This window comes from Pantoea brenneri (genome assembly GCF_038594305.1).
Lineage (GTDB): Bacteria > Pseudomonadota > Gammaproteobacteria > Enterobacterales > Enterobacteriaceae > Pantoea > Pantoea brenneri.
Window position 1 is genome coordinate 1,593,856 of record NZ_JBCGBG010000001.1, and the last position, 21,460, is coordinate 1,615,315.

23 protein-coding genes are annotated in these 21,460 nt (G+C 60.0%); 2 read left to right on the plus strand and 21 right to left on the minus strand.

What is annotated here, in order from left to right; translation table 11 throughout:
• The first annotated feature begins 26 nt into the window (after positions 1–26).
• Positions 27–1,151, plus strand: coding sequence for a glucans biosynthesis protein MdoC (gene mdoC, locus AABB92_RS07440; protein ID WP_031376536.1), 1,125 nt, complete (start codon positions 27–29; stop codon positions 1,149–1,151).
• Between the two features lie 351 nt (positions 1,152–1,502).
• Here the strand turns inward: mdoC and AABB92_RS07445 are convergent, their stop codons facing one another.
• The gene (locus AABB92_RS07445; RefSeq protein ID WP_031376535.1) at positions 1,503–2,963 is read right to left on the minus strand and encodes a phospholipase D family protein; all 1,461 of its coding nucleotides are present in this window, start codon (positions 2,961–2,963) and stop codon (positions 1,503–1,505) included.
• A 156-nt stretch (positions 2,964–3,119) separates the two neighbouring features.
• On the opposite strand from AABB92_RS07445, the gene AABB92_RS07450 reads away from it, so the two are divergent.
• Positions 3,120–4,283 (plus strand): glycoside hydrolase family 1 protein, encoded by a 1,164-nt coding sequence (locus AABB92_RS07450; RefSeq protein WP_031376534.1) that lies wholly within the window; start codon positions 3,120–3,122, stop codon positions 4,281–4,283.
• Here AABB92_RS07450 and AABB92_RS07455 read toward each other — a convergent pair.
• From AABB92_RS07455 to AABB92_RS07550, 20 genes are all read right to left on the minus strand, one after another.
• Positions 4,271–4,444, minus strand: coding sequence for a hypothetical protein (locus AABB92_RS07455; RefSeq protein ID WP_162836817.1), 174 nt, complete (start codon positions 4,442–4,444; stop codon positions 4,271–4,273). The genes AABB92_RS07450 and AABB92_RS07455 overlap by 13 nt on opposite strands.
• Before the next feature lie 38 nt (positions 4,445–4,482).
• Positions 4,483–4,626, minus strand: coding sequence for a hypothetical protein (locus AABB92_RS07460; protein ID WP_162836818.1), 144 nt, complete (start codon positions 4,624–4,626; stop codon positions 4,483–4,485).
• Positions 4,627–4,767: 141 nt separating this feature from the next.
• Positions 4,768–6,990 carry a TonB-dependent receptor gene (locus AABB92_RS07465; RefSeq protein WP_031376533.1) on the minus strand — a complete coding sequence of 741 codons (2,223 nt, stop codon included), beginning with the start codon at positions 6,988–6,990 and terminating at the stop codon, positions 4,768–4,770.
• Positions 6,991–7,165: 175 nt separating this feature from the next.
• Complete coding sequence (locus AABB92_RS07470; protein ID WP_031376532.1) at positions 7,166–8,401, minus strand: beta-ketoacyl-ACP synthase; 1,236 nt, start codon at positions 8,399–8,401, stop codon at positions 7,166–7,168.
• Positions 8,398–9,129 (minus strand): 3-ketoacyl-ACP reductase FabG2, encoded by a 732-nt coding sequence (locus AABB92_RS07475; RefSeq protein WP_031376531.1) that lies wholly within the window; start codon positions 9,127–9,129, stop codon positions 8,398–8,400. Before AABB92_RS07475 ends, AABB92_RS07470 begins: the two co-directional genes overlap by 4 nt.
• The gene (locus AABB92_RS07480; protein WP_031376530.1) at positions 9,126–9,602 is read right to left on the minus strand and encodes a hotdog family protein; all 477 of its coding nucleotides are present in this window, start codon (positions 9,600–9,602) and stop codon (positions 9,126–9,128) included. Before AABB92_RS07480 ends, AABB92_RS07475 begins: the two co-directional genes overlap by 4 nt.
• Positions 9,592–10,752: a beta-ketoacyl-[acyl-carrier-protein] synthase family protein gene (locus AABB92_RS07485; RefSeq protein WP_046288401.1), complete on the minus strand. Its 1,161-nt coding sequence runs from the start codon at positions 10,750–10,752 to the stop codon at positions 9,592–9,594. The genes AABB92_RS07480 and AABB92_RS07485 overlap by 11 nt, the downstream gene beginning before the upstream one ends.
• Positions 10,749–11,321 carry a DUF3261 domain-containing protein gene (locus AABB92_RS07490; RefSeq protein ID WP_031376529.1) on the minus strand — a complete coding sequence of 191 codons (573 nt, stop codon included), beginning with the start codon at positions 11,319–11,321 and terminating at the stop codon, positions 10,749–10,751. The genes AABB92_RS07485 and AABB92_RS07490 overlap by 4 nt, the downstream gene beginning before the upstream one ends.
• On the minus strand, positions 11,318–13,624 hold the full coding sequence (locus AABB92_RS07495; protein WP_193387669.1) for an MMPL family transporter: 2,307 nt from the start codon (positions 13,622–13,624) through the stop codon (positions 11,318–11,320). The genes AABB92_RS07490 and AABB92_RS07495 overlap by 4 nt, the downstream gene beginning before the upstream one ends.
• Complete coding sequence (locus tag AABB92_RS07500; RefSeq protein ID WP_046288403.1) at positions 13,611–14,219, minus strand: LolA family protein; 609 nt, start codon at positions 14,217–14,219, stop codon at positions 13,611–13,613. Before AABB92_RS07500 ends, AABB92_RS07495 begins: the two co-directional genes overlap by 14 nt.
• A complete protein-coding gene (locus AABB92_RS07505) occupies positions 14,213–14,626 on the minus strand; it encodes an acyl-CoA thioesterase (RefSeq protein WP_031377669.1) in 414 nt (137 codons plus the stop codon). Before AABB92_RS07505 ends, AABB92_RS07500 begins: the two co-directional genes overlap by 7 nt.
• Positions 14,619–16,328 carry a glycosyltransferase family 2 protein gene (locus AABB92_RS07510; RefSeq protein ID WP_031377670.1) on the minus strand — a complete coding sequence of 570 codons (1,710 nt, stop codon included), beginning with the start codon at positions 16,326–16,328 and terminating at the stop codon, positions 14,619–14,621. The genes AABB92_RS07505 and AABB92_RS07510 overlap by 8 nt, the downstream gene beginning before the upstream one ends.
• Positions 16,322–16,669, minus strand: coding sequence for a 3-hydroxyacyl-ACP dehydratase FabZ family protein (locus AABB92_RS07515; RefSeq protein WP_031377671.1), 348 nt, complete (start codon positions 16,667–16,669; stop codon positions 16,322–16,324). Before AABB92_RS07515 ends, AABB92_RS07510 begins: the two co-directional genes overlap by 7 nt.
• Positions 16,656–17,975: a class I adenylate-forming enzyme family protein gene (locus tag AABB92_RS07520; RefSeq protein WP_031377672.1), complete on the minus strand. Its 1,320-nt coding sequence runs from the start codon at positions 17,973–17,975 to the stop codon at positions 16,656–16,658. Before AABB92_RS07520 ends, AABB92_RS07515 begins: the two co-directional genes overlap by 14 nt.
• On the minus strand, positions 17,972–18,532 hold the full coding sequence (locus AABB92_RS07525) for a COG4648 family protein (protein WP_031377673.1): 561 nt from the start codon (positions 18,530–18,532) through the stop codon (positions 17,972–17,974). Before AABB92_RS07525 ends, AABB92_RS07520 begins: the two co-directional genes overlap by 4 nt.
• Positions 18,533–18,538: 6 nt before the next feature.
• Complete coding sequence (locus tag AABB92_RS07530; RefSeq protein ID WP_031377674.1) at positions 18,539–18,793, minus strand: acyl carrier protein; 255 nt, start codon at positions 18,791–18,793, stop codon at positions 18,539–18,541.
• A gap of 16 nt (positions 18,794–18,809) precedes the next feature.
• Complete coding sequence (locus AABB92_RS07535) at positions 18,810–19,067, minus strand: phosphopantetheine-binding protein (protein ID WP_031377675.1); 258 nt, start codon at positions 19,065–19,067, stop codon at positions 18,810–18,812.
• 13 nt (positions 19,068–19,080) lie between these two features.
• A complete protein-coding gene (locus AABB92_RS07540) occupies positions 19,081–19,881 on the minus strand; it encodes a lysophospholipid acyltransferase family protein (RefSeq protein WP_031377676.1) in 801 nt (266 codons plus the stop codon).
• Complete coding sequence (locus tag AABB92_RS07545; RefSeq protein ID WP_031377677.1) at positions 19,874–20,605, minus strand: beta-ketoacyl synthase chain length factor; 732 nt, start codon at positions 20,603–20,605, stop codon at positions 19,874–19,876. The genes AABB92_RS07540 and AABB92_RS07545 overlap by 8 nt, the downstream gene beginning before the upstream one ends.
• Before the next feature lie 230 nt (positions 20,606–20,835).
• Positions 20,836–21,222 (minus strand): hypothetical protein, encoded by a 387-nt coding sequence (locus tag AABB92_RS07550; RefSeq protein ID WP_031377678.1) that lies wholly within the window; start codon positions 21,220–21,222, stop codon positions 20,836–20,838.
• Between the last annotated feature and the right edge of the window lie 238 nt (positions 21,223–21,460).

Below are 21,460 nucleotides of genomic sequence, written 5' to 3' on the forward strand. Positions count from 1 at the left end.
TAAACGTACTAACGAACTGGAACTTTATGAGTACAGCAAAACCTGAACGTGAATACTTCCTCGACTCAATCCGGGCGTATCTGATGTTACTGGGGGTGCCGTTTCACGTCTCCCTGATCTACTCGACGCAGAAATGGGCAGTCAACAGCCAGGAAGCCTCGCTGTGGCTGACGCTGTTCAATGATTTTATTCATGCGTTTCGTATGCAGGTGTTTTTCGTCATCTCGGGCTATTTCTCCTACATGCTCTATCTGCGCTACCAGCCGCGACGCTTTCTGAAGGTGCGGCTGGAGCGGGTTGGCATCCCGTTACTGACCGCTATTCCGCTGATTACCCTGCCGCAGTTTTTTATGCTGAAAAACTGGACCAGCAAGCTGGCCGACTGGCCGCGCTTCAGCCGGTATGAAAAATTTAATAACCTGATGTGGGAGCTGATCTCGCACCTGTGGTTTCTGGTGGTGCTGGTGATGCTGACCACGCTGGGGATGGTGACGTTCCGCTGGTTGCGCGATCAGCACCGCAGCATTGATTACAGCCGGGTCGGCTGGGGTTCGCTGGCTGCCGGCGTAACGGCCTGGGCGTTGCTGTGGTGTCTGTTCCGCCGCCTGATCTTTCTGTTCCAGCCAGCCTGGCTGATGGATGGCCTGTTCAGCATTATCGTGATGCAAACCCTCTTCTACCTGCCGTTCTTTATGCTGGGCGCGCTGGCGTGGAAACATCCGCCGCTGAAGCAGTTGTTTGTCCGTTTCAATCCGCTGATGTGGGTCGGCGCGGTGGTAATGTTTATTGCCTACTGCGCTAATCAGCGACTGAGCAGCGGCGAAGGCTGGCTGTATGAGCTGGATGCACTGATTTCAACGCTGATGGGATTGTGCATGCTGAGCGTCTGCTTCTGCTTTGGCCACAAGCTGCTGAATGCACATTCGCCGCGTATCATGTATCTGGTCAATGCGTCGTTGTTCATCTATCTGGTGCACCATCCGCTGACCCTGCTGTACGGCATCTACGTGACCCCGCGCATCGAAAACAACACGCTGGGCTTCTTCCTGGGCCTGCTGATGGTGTTCGGAATCGCCTTCCTGCTGTATGAGATTCATCTGCGGATACCGCTGCTACGCTTCCTGTTTTCCGGTAAGTTTGAGCGCAAATAACCTGGCGTCAGGTGATCGATGGGTTTGGCTTCCGTCTGCTGACGAGTTCAGGCGATTGATGGGAGCAGGCCTCCAATGGTGTTAGCCAAAGATAGCTGACAAACGTAAAGCGATGGGGACATACGCCAGTAGCAAAGCATAGCGGACCAGGGACAAAAACGCCGGGAGCGTTTTTGAACAACGCAGAGCGTTGGCCCGGCGACGGGCGCACCTCAGGAATGAGGTGCGTAACCGTCCGCGCTGAGCCCGCCAGGGGTGGCGGGTTTCGCGTTTTTGCGCACGGCGTAGGCTCCCTGAGCCTGAGCCTGAGCCTGAGCCTGAGCCTGAGCCTGAGCCTGAGCAGCGTCCAGCTTACAGCAGCCACTCAATCGGCAAGCGCCACACCAGCCGCACCTGCAGCCGCTGCCACCACGAGCAGCCGGGCTCGTGCTTATGCACCACCTGCTGCGCTTCATCCGGATACTCCAGCCAGTTGACCCGTCCCCACTTATCCAGCCGCAGCGTCCAGGCACGATCGCGCATCGACAGGCTGAAACGCTGATGGGTTTCCTTCGCCAGCGCCTCGCTCTCAATCACCAGCCCCATTTCGGTATTGAGTACCGCCGAGCGCGGATCAAAGTTGAACGAGCCGATGAACAGCGTTTGCTGATCGACCGAAAAGGTTTTGGCATGCAGGCTTGAGCCGGAATTACCGGTTAAACCGCGGTCGTGAGGCGCATCCTGCAGCGCCGCCTGCGGCTTCAGTTCATAGAGGGCGATGCCGTGCCGCAGCAGCTTCTTGCGCCATTTAGCGTAACCGGCATGCACAATCGACACATCATTGGCGGCCAGCGAGTTGGTCAGAATGGCAATCTTTACCCCTTTGCGCTTCAGCGACAGCAGCTGCGCCACGCCCGCGCGGGTCGGGACAAAATAGGCGGAGATGATGTCAAACTGCCGCTGCGGCGTACCGATCACCTCCAGCATCCGTTGTGGCAACAGCGTTTTCCGACGCGCTTTGCCCAGCCCTTTACGCGGATCGTCACTCAGCAACCGGGTTCTTGCCCAGGTCAGCGCTAACCTGCCCTGCTCCAGCTCCTGGAGCAGCGAAGCGCTTTCAAGGCGCTGCAGATAACGCTGCACCGCCTCGCTGTGACGCCACTCGGCCGGCAGGCTGACGCTGTCTTCCTCCAGCTCATGCTCGTCCAGCACCTGCTGCAGCGGCGAGACCGGTCGGCTGTTCCAGTAGCGCTCAAAATCCTGTGCCACCTCATCGACCACCGGGCCAATCGCCAGCACGTCGAGATCGGCAAACAGCGGCTCATTGCCGGTACCGAAATATTCATCCCCGACATTGCGCCCGCCGACCACCGTGGTGACGCCATCAACGGTGAAGCTTTTATTGTGCATGCGGCGATTCAGCCGGGCGAAGTCGGTCAGGTAGCCCAGCGCCCGCAGGGTGCGAAATGAGAAGGGATTAAACAGCCGCACCGCAATATTGGGGTGACGGTTGAGCTGAGCCAGCGTTTCATCCAGGCCCGGCGTATTATTGTCATCCAGCAGCAGGCGAACTTTAACCCCCCGCCGCGCCGCCTCCAGCATTGCGCTGAACAGCAGCCGGCCAGAGAGGTCGTTTTGCCAGATGTAGTACTGAATATCGAGCGAACGCTCCGCTTTTTGCATCAGCAGATAGCGCGCCGCAAAAGCGTCCAGCCCGTCGCTGAGCGGATAAATCCCGCTGAGTCCTGGATGGCGCTGGCACTGCGGCACCAGCTGCGCTTCCAGCCAGCTGGGCTGTTCGGATTGCTGAGACAGCTCAAACGCTTCGGTCATGACCATTCCCTGTAAAATGCAGTTATTTTTATTATTCCCCGGCCCGCGGTCTGACGCTATACGATCCTTCCGACTTCGTAAAAACGCTGCGACAGTTTTTTAGTCTAGACTTAGTCGGACGATCTGTGACCGGCATCGGCCCGGCAGGAGAGGAATATGTCACATCAACCCCTTACAGACGCCCGCCAGCGCCATCATCCCAGTCTGTTCCGCAGTTTTTTCCAGGGCAGTTTTCCCTGTTCCACCGCCTGCCGCACGCCGGGAAAACGACTCGACATGGTGATCAGCAGCGGCCACGATATGCTGCTGGAGAAGGATTACGCCGCCCTGGCAGAACAGCATCTTTTCACCGCGCGTGACGGCGCACGCTGGCACCTGATTGAAAAAATTCCCAATCAGTATGACTGGCAGAGCTTTCTGCCGATGATCGCCGCGGCGCAGCGCCAGAATTTACAGATTATCTGGGAACTGGCGCACTTCGGCTATCCCGATCATCTTAATATCTGGAAAGCGGAATTTGTTGACCATTTTAGCCGTTTCGCCCGCGCGATGGCGCAGCTGATGCGCGATGAGGGCATCGAACAGCCGTTTTTCACGCCAGTTAATCAAATCTCTTTCTGGTCGTGGGCCGGTGCCGATGTCGCCTGGTTTAATCCACACGCGGCGGGACGCGGCAAAGAGCTGAAGCGTCAACTGGTTCGCGCCTCGCTGGCGGCCATTCATGCCATTCGTGAGGTCTACCCGGATGCACGCTTTGTGCTGACCGATCCGCTGGTGCAGATTGCCCATCATGCCGACAATCCGGACAGTAAACCCTACGCCGACGCCCAGCATCAGGCGCAGTTTGAAGCCTGGGACATGCTGGCTGGCCGCCTCGACAAAGAGTTAGGCGGCAGTGAAGATTGTCTCGATATCCTCGGTCTGAATTACTATCCCGATAATCACTGGTTCTTCCCCGATCGGCCGATGTCACTCGACGATCCGGCGCGGGTGCCGCTGCATATTTTGCTGGCACAGTGCTGGCAACGCTTTCAGCGGCCGATGCTGATTGCCGAAACCGGTGCCGAAGGCGAGGCGCGTGCGCCCTGGCTGCAGGAGATCAGTGAGAATGTGGCAGTGGCGCTGGATCAGGGCATTGCGGTGGAGGGAGTGTCGCTCTATCCGGTGGTGGAATACCCGGCCTGGGCTGACGATCGGCGTTCACCCGGTCCGCTGTTCGGCCTGGCCGATCCCAACGGTAACCGTAATCTGCATGAGGCGCTGGCGCTGGTGTTGCGCAGTCAGCAGATCAAATTTACCCGGCGCGATCAGACCGGCTGAGACGGTGGTTTTTTCGGGTAACAGGACTGGACATCAAGGGAAGGATCGGTGGGATGGCGCACATCGGTTAACCAGGTCATGGTGAACAGAAACGTGACGCCAATCAGACAGGCCGCCAGCAGGCCGATAATTGCGATCAGTTTGTCATCTCTGGATTCCATCGCCTTCTCCTTTTCCATTCCCTTGAATTACGCCGGGGTCAGCTCATCCAGAGCGTAATCATCAGGACAAAGATTATAAGCGTAACCGAGGTCACCGCAAGCACCACAATCGCAAAGTGAGCATCGTCGAGCGACTGGCGAATTGGCTCATCCTGATCGTCGGGTGGCGAAGGTAACGACATGGGCTTCCTGTAAAATTCGGTGAACGGGTCAACTAAGCAGCGCGTCACAGTGTAGATGAAAGCCTGTTTTTCGTCCGGTTCTTTCGCCCGAAAAAAAAACGGAGCGCGTGCTGCGCTCCGTTATCCTTTCAGCCACGCCGATCAGAAGTCGTAGGTGACCCCGACTTTCAGCGTGCGGCCATCGCCCTGCGACAGATAAGTGCCGGTATCGTCAACGTTGGCCCAGTACTTCTCATTGGTCACGTTTTCGACCCCGACGCGCCACACCATCTCATTCTGGTTAAGCCGGGTGCGGTAACGCAGTCCGAGATCCAGCGTGGTATAGCTGTCGATTTTTTTACTGTTCGCCGCATCAGCCCACTGTGAACCGGTATGGGTGATCAGCGCGGTAGCGGTCAACCCGTCCAGCGGTTTGATGTCATATTCGGCTCCCAGCGTGTAGTTGTCACGTGGCACCCCCACCGCCTGTTTGCCATCATAGGTGCCGCCGGAGGTTTTGGTCATCACCGGATCCAGCCAGGTAGCGCTGGCGTTAAGGCGGAAGCCTAATACCGGCTCGCCAAACAGGTTGGTTTCAATGCCGCGATGTCGCTGCTCCCCGTTCATGCCATACGCCCCATCCGCGCCAATCATCCCCGACGGTTTTTTAATCTCAAACAGCGACAGCGTGCCGCCGATTCGACCGAAATCCCCTTTCACCCCAACTTCATTCTGTTTTGAATGGGCGATGCCGGTGATGGCTCCCGGATTGGTTACCGTACCATTACGCGGCGCGACCGCGCCTGGCTGCAGCGCTTCGGTATGGTTGGCATACAGTGAAATCGACTGCCACGGCTTGTAGACCACGCCATAGGTCGGCATCCAGCGGCTATTGGTGTAGCGTGACGCGGTATCCTCTGCACCGCTGTTGTAGTCGTAGTTACGCACCCACACTTTCTGATGGCGCGCGCCGACCGTCAGCAGCAGCGAATCATCAAACAGGCCCAGCGTGTCGCTCAGCAGATAGCCCTGGGTGCGCGAACGTGCAGTGGTCAGCGGATCGGAGAAGTTTCCGCCGGCAAAGTTCGCCGGCGGCGCGGCAACGTCATCCGGATGATAGATGTTGGTGTTCGCACTGGTCAGCGACATGTTGTAGGCATTTTTCGCATTGGTGGTCAGCGCGGAATAACCAACGTTGACCTTGTGCGAAATAAAGCCGGTATCGAAATTGCCGCGTAGCCCTGCCATACCGCTCATGTTGTCCTGCACGCGGTTGGTATTGAAGGTACTGATGGTGGCGTCGCCTTCACGGTTAAGCAGCTTTGGCGTGCCGTAGTTACCGGTTTCATGGGCATGCTGCGCGCCTAAACCGGCATACGCGGTCCAGCGATCGCTGAGATCGTATTCCGCCCGGGCAATACCAAACTCCGACTCCATGTCGCTGTAGACCCATTTCTGGCTGTAGTTGCGCGAGTTGGACGGCACGGCGGGAAGAAAATCGACGCCGCTAATGTTGATACCCTGCAAACCGTCATGGAAGGTCTTTTTCTGGTAGCCAACATCCAGCGAAGTGCGTAACCGGTCACCGTGGTAGTCGAGACCGATTGAGGCGGCGGTGGTACGCTTTTTCTCATCATCCACCCCGGTTTCACCCTCACGATGCACCAGGTTAACCCGCACGCCAAACTGGTCGTTATCACCAAACCGGCGTCCCGCATCCACCGTTGTGCCGATCTGCGCATCGGAGGTGTAATCCACACCCACTCGCACCTGCGGCGTAGCGCCGGCATGTTTAGGCTCAAGGTTGATAATGCCGCCGACCCCGCTGCTGGCCGCGCCGTTCAGCAGGCTGTTAGCGCCTTTGAAAATTTCGACCCGATCCACCAGCGAGGCATCCATCACCTGACGCGGCACCACGCCCGGCAAGCCGCCATAGGTCATATCATCGCCATCCAGCAGGAAGCCGCGGATACGATAGCTTTCGGCGAAGTTGCCGTAGCCTTTGACGTTCTGCACGCCGGCATCATTCCGCACCACATCAGCGATAGTTTTGGCCTGCTGGTCCTCAATCATTTTTGCGGTAAAGCCGATAACGTTGAACGGCACATCCATTGCCTTTTGCTCACCCAGCATGCCCAGCCGGCCGCCGTGGGCAACCTGCCCTTCCAGATAAGCCGGGACCGGTTGATCGCCGCCCGGCGTAAAGTCATCGTCGGCGCTGGCGGTTACCGTCATGGTTTGTCCGCTTTGGCTGGCGTCCTGCGCGGCATCACGCGGAGCGGCAGATGAGGCTGGGGTTGCCGCCATCACGGGCAGACAGCTGGCACCGATCAGCATTGCCAGCAGTGTCGGTTTACATCCTGGGGTTAAAAGGCGCTGACGCATGGTTGTTCCCTGATTTGAATTAGACTGAGAATCATTATTATTGCGGTTTGCGATTATGCGCAGGGCGTTGCCAATTGCAAGCAAAATCAGCAGTCAGCCCAGGCAATAAACAGACGGGAACAGCCGCGGTATGGCGAAGGCAGAATGCCCATGCCCGAGCGGCATGGGCGGCGGATCAGACGCCGCGCCAGCGTTTGAAGATCAGAGAGGTATTGATGCCGCCAAAGGCGAAGTTATTGCTCTGGATGTAGTCAGTCTCAATCTGCCGTGGCTCAGCCATGATGTAATCCAGCGCGCCGCAGCTGTCAGCCGGTTGCGAAAGATTAAGCGTCGGGGCGAACCAGCCCTCACGCATCATCTCAATGCTCATCCACGCCTCCAGCGCGCCACAGGCTCCCAGCGTATGGCCGAAGTAGGATTTCAGTGATGAGATCGGCGTGGTCGCGCCAAACACCGCGGCGGTCGCCAGGCTCTCGGCCATGTCGCCGCGTTCGGTCGCCGTGCCGTGGGCATTGATATAACCGATCTGAGCTGGCTCAATCCCGGCGCTTTGCAGCGCCCGCTCGATGCAGATCTGCATGGTTTCACGCTGCGGCTGGGTGATGTGGGCCGCGTCGCAGTTGGTGTGAAAGCCGGTCAGCTCAGCGTAGATGGTGGCACCACGCGCCTGGGCATGCTCCAGCGATTCGAGGATCAGCGTGCCAGCACCCTCGCCAATCACCAGGCCATCACGCTGTTGATCGAACGGCGCTGGCGTGGTGTGCGGCGCATCATTGCGCTGGCTGGTGGCAAACAGGGTGTCAAACACCGCCGCTTCCGACGGACAAAGCTCTTCCGCCCCGCCCGCGACCATCACCGTCTGGTAACCGTGACGAATGGCCTCCCACGCATAGCCAATCGCCTGGCTGCCGGAGGTGCAGGCGCTGGAGGTGGGGATCACCCGACCGCGCAGGCCGAAAAACAGCCCGGCATTGACGGCGGTGGTGTGCGGCATCATCTGCACATAGGTGGTGCCGGTAATATTGTTGGTATGCTTCTCGGTCAGCATGGTGGCGAACTCACTAACCGGGCCGGTGCTGCCGGTCGAGGAGCCGTAGGCGATGCCGGTATCACCGCTGGTTAATACCGGATGATCGATCAGCCCCGCCTGGGTCAGCGCCAGCTCGGTGGCGCGCGTCGCCAGCAGCGAGACGCGGCCCATGGCACGAATGCGTTTGCGGGTGTAGTGCGCAGGCAGCACAAAGTCATCCACCGGTGCGCCTAATAATGTATGCAGGCCCTGATAAATCTGCCATTCCGGCATAAAGCGCACCGCATTGCGGCCAGCGCGAATACGCGCCGAGACCTGCGACCAGCTTTCACCAAAGGCGGTCACGCCGCCCATGCCGGTTACCACTACGCGCTGGATCACAGCATGCCTCCATTAATTGAGATCACCTGACGGGTCACGTAGCCGGCGATGTCAGACATCAGATAACTGGCCAGCCCGGCCACCTCTTCTGCTGCGCCCATCCGCTTCATCGGAATGATCTTCATCGCTTCATCGATCACCTGCGGTTCCAGTCCCTCCATCCCGGTATCAATCAGGCCTGGGGCGATGCAGTTGACGGTAATCTTGCGTTTCGCCAGTTCGATTGCCAGCGCTTTGGTCGCGCCGATAATGCCAGCTTTGGCCGCGCTGTAGTTGACCTGACCGCGATTGCCCATCATCCCCGACACCGACGAAAGCGTGATGATCCGCCCGCCGCGCCGCAGTCCAATCATCGGCATGACGCAGGGCTGAATCACGTTATAAAAACTGTCGAGGTTGGTGTGAATGACGCTGTCCCATTCATCATCAGTCAGCGCGGGAAACGCTGCATCACGGCTGATACCGGCGTTGCTGACCACGCCATAATAGGCACCGTGCTGTTCGATGTCGCTCTCCAGCGCGGCGCGAGCCGCCTTCCGGTCAGCCACATCAAAGCCCAGCAGTCGGCCGCTGCCGCCCGCCGCCGTCAGCTGTTGCAGCGTCTGCTCTGCCCCCGCCCGATCGCGGTTAAAATGTACGATGATCTGAAAACCATCCCCGGCGAGGCGCAGCGCAATCGCGCGACCAATGCCTTTACTGGCGCCGGTCACCAAAACGGAAGCTGTCATGGCTGTTTTCCTTGTGACATCAGTTGCTGTAACTCTGCTTCATTGGGTTGATATGTGTTGAGACGCCCGCTGGCTAATCGCTGTGCGCCGTGGCAAATTTCGCCCTCAAAACTGCCCATGCGATCGTCGCGCATCAGCAGGGTCATGGTGATATCCAGCGTGGCGTCAGCCGGAAAGCGAGGCTGATGCGCTTTCCAGCCGCGTCCGCCCAGCAGCATACCGGGTGGGATCAGGGTGACGCCGCGCTGGCTGGCGTGCCAGCCCGACCATACGCCAACCGTCTGGGCCATGATTTCGACGCCAAACCACGCCGGTAATTCACCCTGTGGCGTCAGGAACGGCGCCAGTACGCCGGTGCGGCAGGTCGATACCTGACAGTGAACCTGCTCATCAGTTACCGCAATCAGCTGATCAAGCAGCATCATCGGCGAACCGTGCGGCAGCCAGACGGCGGCAGGTGAATTAATCATCATCATGACGTCCTACTATCAGACAGGTGTTATTGCCGCCAAAGGCGAATGAGTTCGAGGCGATCACCGGCCGCTGCAGCGCCTGCGGCTCAGTCAGCAAACCGCAGTCGGGCAGCGTCTCATCCCGCGCGGCACAGCTAAAGTCCTGCGCCGGCAGCAGCAGGTTTTGCTGCAGTATCAGCGCGCTGAGCGCAGCTTCACAGACCCCGGCGGCTCCCAGGGTATGGCCGGTCAGGTGCTTGGTCGAACTGCAGGGCACGCTGTTGCCCGTGACACGCTGGATGACTGCCGCCTCCATCTGATCGTTCAGCGGCGTCGCGGTGCCGTGCAGGTTGATGTAGCCAAGCTGCTGCGGCGTGAGGCCGGCCTGTTGCAGCGCCATGCGCATCGCCCGTTCCGCCCCTTCCCCCTCAGGATGCGGGGCGGACATATGCCAGGCATCCGACGATTCGCCCGCGCCCAGTAGCGCCAGCGGCTGAGGTTCACGCGTCAGCAGCATCAGTGCCGCGCCTTCTCCGATTGAAATCCCATCGCGGTCCCGGCTAAAGGGCGCGCAGCGGCGGCCGGACAGCGAGGCCAGGCTGTCGAATCCATTAATCGGCATCCGGCTCAGCGAATCGGCACCGCCGACCAGCGCCACATCAGCCAGACCGGCGGCAATCAGCCGTTGTCCGCTGATAATGGCGCGGGCGCTGGAGGAACAGGCGGTTGAAATGGTGTAGGCCGGCCCGTTGAGCGCCAGATAGTACGCCAGAAAGCGCGACGGATCGCCCAGCTCCTGCATCTGGTAATGGTACGCAGCCAGTTCACCACGCACCTGACGATCACCTTCGTCGACACCGGAGGTGCTGGTGCCCAGTACAATCGCAACCCGCTCGCTGCCGTAACGCGCTATCGCCAGGTCCAGTGCCGGACGGATCTGCGCCAGCGCCGCCAGCAGCAGTTGATTATTGCGGGTGTTGTGGGCGCTGAACGCCGACGGCACCGCTGGCAGCTCGCCGTCGACCCGGCCGAGCCAGCAGGCTTTGTCGCCGTTCAGCCAGCCGTGACACAGCTGCATACCCGGCGCAACGCCGTTGCTGAGGTTGGCGGCAATCTGTTGGTTGTCATTACCCAGGGCGTTAAGCATGCCCATGGCAGAGATGTAAATCATGAAGCGTCCAGATGTTGAATGCGGATCAGATAGCCAAACGCATGCTGCTGAATAGCGATCGGCTGACGCTGGTTGCCGCGTTGCAGATAATCAATTTCGGTCACCAGCTGGTTATCGGCATCCCTGAGCTGGCGCTTTAACGGCTGATCCTGCAGGGTCCAGCCTGGCGGCAACTGTTTACGCCAGGCCTCAATCGGCCAGTAGCTGAGCATGATGTCCGCCAGCACCTGACTGGCGGGCGGCAGCTGTGGCAATGGCATCAGCTGCTCGGTGTGAATACCCTGGCCATCGTAGCGCAGGCTAAACAGACGAATCCCGACCGACGATAGGCCCGCCAGCTTAATCTGTTGTTGATCGGCGCTCAGCAGTACCAGCAGCGACTGGCTCCGGCCCTTTACCTGACCGGTCAGCAACTGCTGCTGCTGAAAAGCGGGCTGAATGCCGGGCGGCGGCAGCGTGATCTGCACGCCCGGCTTGAGCCAGGCGGTAGGACGGCTGTTGTCCGGTGCCTGCTGCGCGCAGGCAGTCAGCAGCAGGCTGGTCAACAAAATCAGGGCGGCGCGCATCATCGTTTGCTCCTCGATCGGGTGGGTCGCATCGCCAGCGGCGACAGCAAAAAAGCGGTAAAAATGCCGCTGCACAATACCGTACCAAAACTGGCAATCGCACTGGTGCTGCTGAAGACCAGCATGCCCAGAGTTAATAAGGTGGTGATCATCGCCAGCGAGACCGCCAGTAAGGAGGTCAGCGGCGTGCCCTGGGGATTGCTGAAAAACAGGCTGTAGTTAATTCCAATCCCCAGCACCAGAATCAGCGCCAGTAGCGCAAACAGATTGAGCGAGGCCCCAATCCAGCCGAGCGTCGCCAGTGCCGCCGCCAGCGACAGTAGCGAGGGCAGCGCGCTGCGCAGTCCTGCCCGGAGCCCAAGACGCAGCACAAAACTCAGGGCGATTAGCGCCAGCGCCAGCATCAGCAAGCCACTCAGCAGGGTGCGCCAGAAGCTGAACAGCGTATCGTAACTGGCTTTACGGTCGATCCAGCTCACGCCGGTGTGACGTTGTGCCAGCGCATTGAGCGCGGGGCTGTTTTTTACCCCGCTGGTCGGTATCAGCACACCGCTGCGTCCGTCAGGCAGGGTCAGCCACAACAGACGCCAGCCTTCGCTTAACGGACTGGCGAGCCAGGCTTGTGGCGTAACCGGCATTGCACTGAGATCCGGCGCAGGCAGCGTAATCCCCGCCTGCTGCAGCCGTGTGGCGATAGTCGGCGCCGCCTGACGCAGCAGTTTCAGATCCTGTTGCTGCTGCATCAGAGAACGTAAAGGTAACAGCCGATAGCGCTGCAGCCAGCCCTGCTGCTGCGCCTGTTGCAGATCCGGTGCCAGCCGGGCCAGCCGTTGCAGGGTCTGCTGCGCGTCGTCTCCCCAGACCACAAACCAGGTCTGGTCGGCGCGCTGACCGGTTAAGGCCGCCAGCTGACGATCCTGTTCCAGCAGACGCGCCGGGGCGCTTTGCAGGTGGGCGATATCATCATCAACCCGCAGCTGCGCGATGCCCGTCACGGCAAACAGCGCCACGGCCAGCGGTAATCCAACCCGCAATCCGCGCTGACGTCGCCACGCCGCCAGCCAGCGGGCCAGCGGTACCATCAACGGCACCGGACGCACCGGCAAACCGCGCACCAGCCACGGATAGAGCAGGATCACCGTCAGGCAGGAGGCGGTTAAGCCGCTGGCGGCAAACACCGCCAGCTGACGCAGGCCCGGAAACGGGGCCAGCAGCATCAGCAGCCAGGCGATAGCGGTGGTTGCCAGCGCTAACAATAAGGTGCCGCGCACTTTGCGCAGGCTCTGCCACGGCGTCTGTTCACCGCCGTGAACCATCCGTTCAGTCAGATAGTAGAGCGTGTAATCGGCCGAGATACCGACGATGCTCAGGCTCATTACCAGCGTCATCAGGTGCAGTTCACCGAAACAGATCAGCGTGATGACCGTTCCCGCCATCGCCCCGATCGCGACGGAGGTGATGCACAGCAGCAGCGGCCGCAGCGAACGGAACACCAGCAGCACCAGCAGCAATACCCCGCCCAGCGTCAGGCTGCCGAGGGTTTTCACGTCGTGCTGCGCGCGCTGGCTGGCGTCATCGCTGAACAGTACCGTGCCGCGGGTCAGTAATTTCGCCTGCGGAAAGCGGCTTTTCAGCTGCTGCTCCAGCGCATTGAGCTGGCTGACCAGCGCGTGACTTTGCTGCAGGCTGAAGGCGTTAGTAGCCAGTTCGCCATGCAGAAAATACCAGCGCTGTCCCTGCCGATCCTGCGCCGTCAGCCAGCCGTTATGGAGCATCATGCGATCGGCGTTCTGCTGCAACGCCAGCTGCGATCCGCGCACCAGCATCAGCGGATCGCCCTGCAGCTCTTTGCTGCCGACGCCGGAAAAGGCAGAGAAGAGCTGCGCCAGCTGCCAGTCCGCCTGGGCGTTGCCGCCGTCCTGTAGCCGGTTGCGGGTCGCGTCATCGATCAGGCCGTTACGATGTTGCCAGGCAAAGCGTCCCCACTGTTGCTGCTGCTGCGCATCGAGATCGCCCTGCACCTGTTTCAGTGCCGGCAAGGCGCGCAGTTGTGACAGCCACCATGCCGCCACCTGCGGATCGTCAGTCGGACCCGGTGACACCAGCCACACCAGCTGGCGATCCAGCCGCTGTAAAAAAGCCTGCTGTAGCGCAGGCGGGGCCGCGCCCAGATTCTGCTGTGGCAGCAAGGCCAGCACGCTGCTGTTGAGCTGGCTGCGCGGCAGCAATAGCGTCAGCGCCACCGCCAGCAGCAGGCAGAACGCAATCCACAGCGCGGCCAACCGGCGTGCGTTACGGCCCGGCAAAACGCGCCTGCTCCTCATCGCTTAACTGCGACGGCTCAATCCGGGTATGGCTTAACAGGATCTGTGTCCGATCGCCCTGCTTATCATCAAGGTCGATCCGCTCCAGAAACTCGCTGCCCGCGAGGTCGATGCGGTTGAAAATTTTGTTCAGCGGCGCGGCTTTCGGCGTCAGGCTCAGCGTCCAGTGGCCGTTACCGCCATCGCTGAAATCGACCCGGAAGTTTTCCTTCAGCACTTTCTGGTCGGCCTGAAACAGCGCGCGCAGCAAATGGTTAAACTGGAACATCTGCGGATTGCTGTCGGCCGTGATGACCTGCGGCGGCTGACCGCTCAGGCTCTGCACCATGCGCTTATCATCCAGCAGCAGTGTCATCACAAACGGCGTCTGCTGATGCCACCACAGCCCCTGTTGGCTGGCGATCAGCATCTGTCCATGCGACACCAGCGGCTGACGCATCCCGGCAATGTTTCGGGTCTGGGTAAAATCGGCACGGATCACCGGCTGGCTGGCAAATCGCTGCTGCAGCTGGTCGAGCGTCACCGCGCTGGCAGCGCTGGCCCACAACAGCAGGCCGGTAAGCATTACTTTTAGCATCCCTTCACTCCTAAACGTTCCAGTAAAATGTCTGGTGAGACAAAGCAGAGCGCCTGGGTCGCCTGCTCCACCGCCACCTGCAGCGTATGTGCTTTGGTGGTGATCTGACCGGCCGCGTTACGGACCTCGTAGTCAATGCGCAGGCGATTTTCATACTCAGTAATGCGCGCGATGACCGAGATGGTCTCTTCACAGCGCAGCGGCTGACGGTATTTCACCCGGGTATCGACCACCGGCCAGACGTAGCCGCTGGCGGCCATCTCGGCGTAGCTATAGTTGATGCTGCGCAGTAACGCTTCGCGTGCCTGCTCAAAATAGCGAAAGTAGTTACCGTGCCAGACCACGCCCATCGGGTCGCAGTCGTGAAAGGAGACGGTCAGCGCTATTTCAGCACGATGTTCAGGCATGGTCGGACTCCTTGTGGCAGGTCTGCGAATCAGGCAGCGTCCAGAAATCGAAAAAGTTAAACCAGTCAAGCGGGGCCAGCAGCGCGTAGTGCGCCAGCCGCTCCGCATAGCGATCGACCGCCTGCTGCAGCGCCTGCTGTCGTTGTGCTCGCGGCAGCAGCAGCGGGTCAGCGAACGCTTCGCAATGAATGCGCAATTTACCCTGCTGACGCAGGGCAAACATCAGCAGTACCGGGCAGCGTAAAGCGGCAGCCAGCACAAACGGTCCCTGAGGAAACGGCGCAGCCCGGCCAAGAAACTCACTCCAGATCACCCGGCGTTCGCCACCGCGCTGGCGATTAACCGCGGTGCGATCGCCGACAATCGCCACCCATTCGCCAGCATCCAGCTTTTGCTGCAGCAGAATGGCGGTATCCGGGCCGATATCGCTAACCGGCATCAGGTTTACTCCGGCCTGCGGTGCAATGGTTTCCAGCACCGCGCGAAAGCGCTGAGCATTGTCGGTAAACACCAGCGCATTGATGACCAGCCCGCTCACCTGCTGAGCCATGGCGCGACAGGCTTCAATGTCGCCAAGGTGCGAGGCCAGAATCAGCTTGCCCTGCGGCGACGGCGTGCGGATCACCGCTTCGGCACCGGGTGCAAAATCGATATCGCGCCCCCAGTGAAGATCGCCCCGCCAGCTGGCAACTTTATCCAGCATCGCCCCGGCAAAACGCAGAAAATGACGGTAGCTGTTGAGCGGCGCAGGCAGGGAAATCTGCCGCTGCTGCGCAATCAGACGAACCTGGCTTAGCCACTGCTGCGAGGCGCGACGGGCACGCTGTCCACTCAGCCAGTAGACCGCCACCACCGGCCATAACAACAGCATAAACGGCAGGCGGCCGCCGTAGCGATAGACCGCCAGCATCAGACGTAATCCCCACTGCCCGCGGCGTTCCGGTTCGGCCGACCAGTGAGCTGTCTGCCGGCGCATCGCCAGCAGACGCGGGATTCGCGGCAGCATGCCGAAAAAGAGTCGGGTATGCATCCAGGAGATGCGCAGGTTGTCATAGAGCGCATCAAAGTGCGACAAACCACTGGCCGGATAGGTCACCCGGGTGGAAATAAAGCGGCTGCGGGTGCCCTGCCAGTAGAGCCGGACCATGATCTCGGTGTCGAAATCCATTCGCTGGCCGATCGCGCGGCGATCGCACAACGCCAGCGCCGGCGCCAGCGGGTAGACGCGGAAGCCACACATGCTGTCGCGGATCGACAGCGACAGCGTCTCAACCCAGACCCAGAAATGGGTGATGTAGCGGCCATAGAGGCGTGATTTGGGAATCGAATCGTCATACAGCGGCTGACCGGAGATCAGCCAGTCAGGATAGCGCTGCGCTTCGGCCAGCATCAGCGGCAGGTCTTCTGCCTGATGCTGGCCGTCAGCGTCGATCTGTACCGCGTGGGTAAAGCCCCGTGCGGCGGCGGCACGCAGGCCGTGGATCACTGCTGCGCCTTTACCCTGATTGCTGTCGAGACGCAGCACGCTGAGCTGCGGGGCGTGCAGCGTCGCCAGCTGGAGCTGAGTGGTGGCATCGCTGCCGTCATCAACAACGATCACCGGTAAATTAAACGGTGCCAGCCGCGTCAGCACCGAGGCCATCATCGCCCCGTGGTTGTAACACGGGATCACCACGCAGGGAGAGAATGTCGCCCCTAACACAGCGTAATTTTCCCGCTGCTGGCGCTCTGCTCCGTGCCCTCACCCAGCAGACTGTAGCGAAAACTGAGGCGTGATTTTTCCGCATCCCAGTCAAGACGCAGTTGCAGCAGCGAATCGGGCGGCACCGGCTGCTGGAATTTGATGTTATCAATGGCGGCAAACTGTTTGCCGGGCGCCAGAATGCCGACGCCGTAGTGCATAACCCAGTCGAGCTGGGCGACACCGGGCAGAATCGGTAAAGTGGGAAAATGGCCCTGAAACCAGAACAGGCTGGCATCAATCTGTAGCGTCAGCGTGACGCTGTTATCCTGCAGCAGGCGATTGCGTTCAATCGGCAACATCGAAAAGCTCCTCAATTTGCAGCCAGGCGCGTTTGCTTTGGCTGGTCACCGGAATGGCGGCGACCACCCGCCAGTAGCGCGGTATCGCCAGCGGTTCCAGCCACTGCTGCAGCTGTCGTTTCCACTGCTGCTTGTGCTGATGCAGCGCGGCGTCATCCAGCACAGCGTTGAGCGCCACCACCACGCCAATCGCCTGTCGTCCCTGTCGCGTCACCGCCAGCGCCGCCGCATCAGTGATTTCCGGCAGGCTTAACAGACGCCGTTCAACCTCACTCAGCGAGACGCGCTTATCGCCGATTTTGACAATCCGATCGTGGCGTCCCGCCAGCTGAAACTGGCCGTCCGGCTGCATCAGCAGACGATCGTCAAGCCGCCAGCCGTCAGATCCGGCGATCAGCGGCGACCAGACCTGCCAGCGGTCGGGCGTGACGGCTGCGAGTCTGACCTGGGGCATACAGCGCCAGGCCGCGTCGGGCCGGTCAAACTGCCGTGCAGCGATTACCCCGGTTTCGGTGCTGCCGTAAATCTCGCTGACCGGGCAGCCGAATCGTTGCCGGACGCGTGCGGCATCAGACCACGGCAGTGCGCCACCGGCCGAGACGATCAGCGCGCAGTCGGGCGCATCGAGTCCGTCATCCAGCCGGGATAAAAACGCCGGGCTGCTGATAAAGGCGTAGCGCCATTGACGCGTCAGTTGCGCCAGCTGTTCGCCATAAAACACCGGCTGCGCGGCAAACGGCAAGCCAAGCGCCATCGGCAAAAAAATGCGAAACGATAAACCATACAGATGCTGATGACTGACCGAGGCGATAATCCGGCACTGCTGCAGAGGCGTGCCCCACAGATCGATCAGCCAGCGGGTTTCCTGCTCCATTACCGCTAGTGATTTCACTACCTGACGTGGCGCACCGGTGGAACCGGAGGTGTAAAGCACCAGCCCGGCCTGCGCCGACAGCGGTGGCAGGATGCCTGGCGCTTCCGCATCGTCGCAATGCCAGAGCGGCAGGTCGAGGCTCAGCGGCATATCGGCGATAACGCCATCCAGCCGATCGCGCATCTCATTGAGCAGCGCGGCGCGACAGTGCCCCGGCAACACCGGGGTTTTGCCGGCGTACCAGCAGGCCAGCAGCGCCACGCAAAAACGGTAGCTGTCATCGAAGCAGAGCGCCCAGCGCATCCCGGGGTCGGCGGCCAGACGCTGACTCAGCGCCCGCACCTGCGCACGCATAGTGCTGAGCATTAACGGCCGATCGCCGCGCCACGCGACTTCGCGTTCGGGCCCGCTCAGCCATTCGGCTACCTTCATGCTTTTCGCCTCACCCGCTGACGCACCAGCCACTCCCCCGCCATCAGGGTGCCGATCAACAGGTAGCTGATCGCGCCGTTCCACAGCGTCCACAGCCGCAGATCGCCCAGCAGGCAGGTCACCAGCGCCATGCTGCCGTTGCCGATAAAAAACAGGCACCACAGTTGGGTAACACGCCGGGTGTAGCGCACCGCCGCGAGCGGCAGCTGCGGTTCACGCAGCCGCGCGATGCGCTCCACCAGCGGCATGGCACTCCACAGCGAGGAGCCAAACACCAGCAGCATCGCCAGATTCACCGCCAGCGGATACCACAACAGCAGATGCTGACTGCGCAGTAACTGGCTGCTGATACACAGCAGCGCGCCAGCCAGCGCCAGCCAGCCCATCACGTGACTCAGCGCATTGTGCTGGCGACGCAGCACCTGCCAGCGCAAGCCAAACAGCAGCGCCAGCAGCCAGAACAGCCCTTGCCAGCGCGGTTGCGTCAGCGCCAGCCAGACCAGCAGCGGCCAGGCCAGCAGAGTGAGCAGATTCAGCAGTCGGAGGGCGGCAAGCACGGCGGATCAGGCGTCTTCGCGCATCAGTTGTTCAACCGCATCCACCACATCCTGCACGGTACGCACCGCGCGGAAGGTTTCCGGTTTAATTTTACGGCCGGTACGTTTCTGCAGGTGAACCACCATATCAACCGCATCAATGCTGTCGAGTTCGAGATCTTCATACAGACGCGCCTCCGGATGAATCTCAGCCGCATCAATTTCAAACAGGCTGGTCAGCAGTGACGCAACTTCCTGGTATATCTGGTCTTGGGTCATCATAATTTTGTCTCAGCGTTCAGGCGCGTTGTTGATCAACAAACGCGGCCAGAGAGGCAACAGAGAAGAAGTGCGCGCGCAGGGTTTCACTCTCGGCGGAGAGGGCCACACCGTAACGATTTTTTACCGCCAGACCGAGTTCAAGCGCATCGATTGAATCCAGCCCCAGCCCCTCGCCAAACAGCGGGGCCTCGGTGTCGATATCATCGGGACGGATATCTTCCAGGTTGAGGGTGTCGATAATCATCTGTTTGATATCGTTGATTAATGAGTCCATACCGGTTTTCGTATTACCTATTCAGGGGAACCAGCGCCTGTTGTAAATGGCGGGTCAGGCGACGCGCGGCCAGCGGCTGTGCATCTTGGTTGCTTTCGCAAAACGACTGGCTGTCGATTCGCGCTTGTACGCGCACGGTAAACAACGGTTTAACCGGCGGAATTTGATACCAGCGGCTCTGTTTATCGAGCATACGCTGGCTACAGGTGATGTGAACCACCCGCAGATCGCACCCGGCACGGACCGCGATATTGGCGGCACCGCGCTGCAACTTCAGCGCCTCGCCATAGCGGGTGCGGGTCCCTTCCGGGAAGATCAGGATGTTGTCGCCGCGCGCCAGCCGTTGCTGGCTGTCAGGCAGTAAGGTTTCGGCTTCGCTATTGATCAGATAATCGGCGGCGCGGATCACACCCCGTAAGAACAGGTTGTTTTGCAGATCGGCTTTCACCAGACAGTCCATCTCCGGCAGCACCGAGGCGATCATCACATAGTCGATCAGCGACGGATGATTGGCGACGATCAGGCAACCGCGATCCTGCTGCAGCAGTTCTGCCCCTTCAATCCGGTAGTCGTAGACGCCGACCCCGCGGCAAAAGCGCAGAAAGCAGCGGAAGCTGCAGGCGATCGCGCGTCGGGCCAGCTGGCGGCGACGCAAGGTGTCGCGCTGCACCAGCAGCAGCAGATTAAAGCCGATCAGCGACAGCAGCAGGCCGCCGAGGCTGAAAAGGGTAAAACTGACCGCCGTCATCACCAGCCGCCAGTAATAGTTGATGCTGCTGCAGCGCGGCTGCGCCGGTTGTGAGCAATCAGCCATGATTTTTCTCCCAGTGCCACTGCAGGCGCTCGCCTGGCAGGCTGAACTGCGTCGATCCAGCGAGAGACTGTTGCAAAAAGCAGAGACTTTGCGGCAACGCGGCGGGGATCATCTCGCCGGGCTGAGGCTGACTGTGGCAGCGCCACTCATCGCCAGCGGCCAGCAGCAGCGCCACCGCATACGGCGCGTTAAGGGGGGTTTCGGCTAACCACGGCAGATAATAATCGGGCAGCAGACCCTCGAAATCGACCAGCAGTACCTGCTGATAGCCCGCCTGATGTAAGGCACTGACTTCAATCAGCCCTTGCTGAAAAGAGTCGATCCCGGCCGCGATGGAGGTCGATACCAGCGGTGCTTTCGCTGCGATAGTGAGGCTGCCAACGGCAGAATTGTGTACCGACATCGCAAAATCAGTGGGCGACAGTGGCTGCTGACTGGCCAGTGCGGTCAGGATACGCAGATTACGCTCCAACTCGCCGTGACGGCTGGTGAACACCACTGCATCCACCGTCTGACGTGCCAGCAGTGCCAGACCGCACTCAACTGCCGCACGACTGCCGCCGCTCAGACGACGTGCGGTCATCATCGGTAAAAATTGCGGCTTTGCCATGGACTGGTTGGGGTCGATTACCGCGCCCTGTAGCGCCCAGCGTTGCCAGTCATCGTGTCCGGCCAGCCCGGGAGCCAGCGCCTGCCAGTCGACCAGAGAGTAAGCGAGTCTCATTTCAATTTTCTTTTAGCAAAACGGGTGGCGTTGCGTCCATCAGGTCGTCAACGCCTTCCTTGCGTTAGCAAAGATTCATCCCTGAAATATCTGCCGACCCGGCTATTGCCGATCACGGTAGTGGTTTAGCCGGCGATGCAGCAATAGCAGGTCATCTGATTTGTCGGCCGGCAGCGAAAGATCTTTATTTTATTGTTCAGTACCGACAGATAAGTGCGACAACGCGCGGCTTATTTTGCCGCCAGCGCTGACAGGCGTAGCTGAATGTCCTGATCGAGGTTGGTGATCCAGCGGTTATAGTTATTGTGGATCTTGCCCTCTCCCGCTTTCAGGTTTTCGCTGCTGAGATAATCGATGCGGTAACTCTGGCTGGTGTAGGAGATGCGAATGTTGGCTGCGAAACCACGCTGTGCCAGTCGACCGTTGATAACACCCGGCGAAACCGGCGTCATCACCCACTTGCGGCTGATGCCCGCTTCGATGATCGCGGTTTTCATCTGATTATCACTATAACGCTGTGAGAGTGTCTGATTCACATTGTGAATCGGCGCAGTACGGGCACAACCGGTTAATAAAGCTGCGGTCACCACCAGTGTAAAAATTAACTTTTTATTCATCACGATTCCCTTTTATTCCCCTGTGTTATCAGGCGGTTAAAAACACAACTCGCCTGGCGCAGCATAAACAATCCGTGCGCTTTTCCATCTGGCCAGTCTAAAACCCGCGCATGATACCACCTAATGTAAAGACAGGTAAGCGGAAGTATGCGGGGCTTATTTAACCGATAAGGGTGTCAGGCGGAACACAGCGGCGCGGGACGCAACAGCGCCGATCCGGCGAGCAGAATCTCTGACT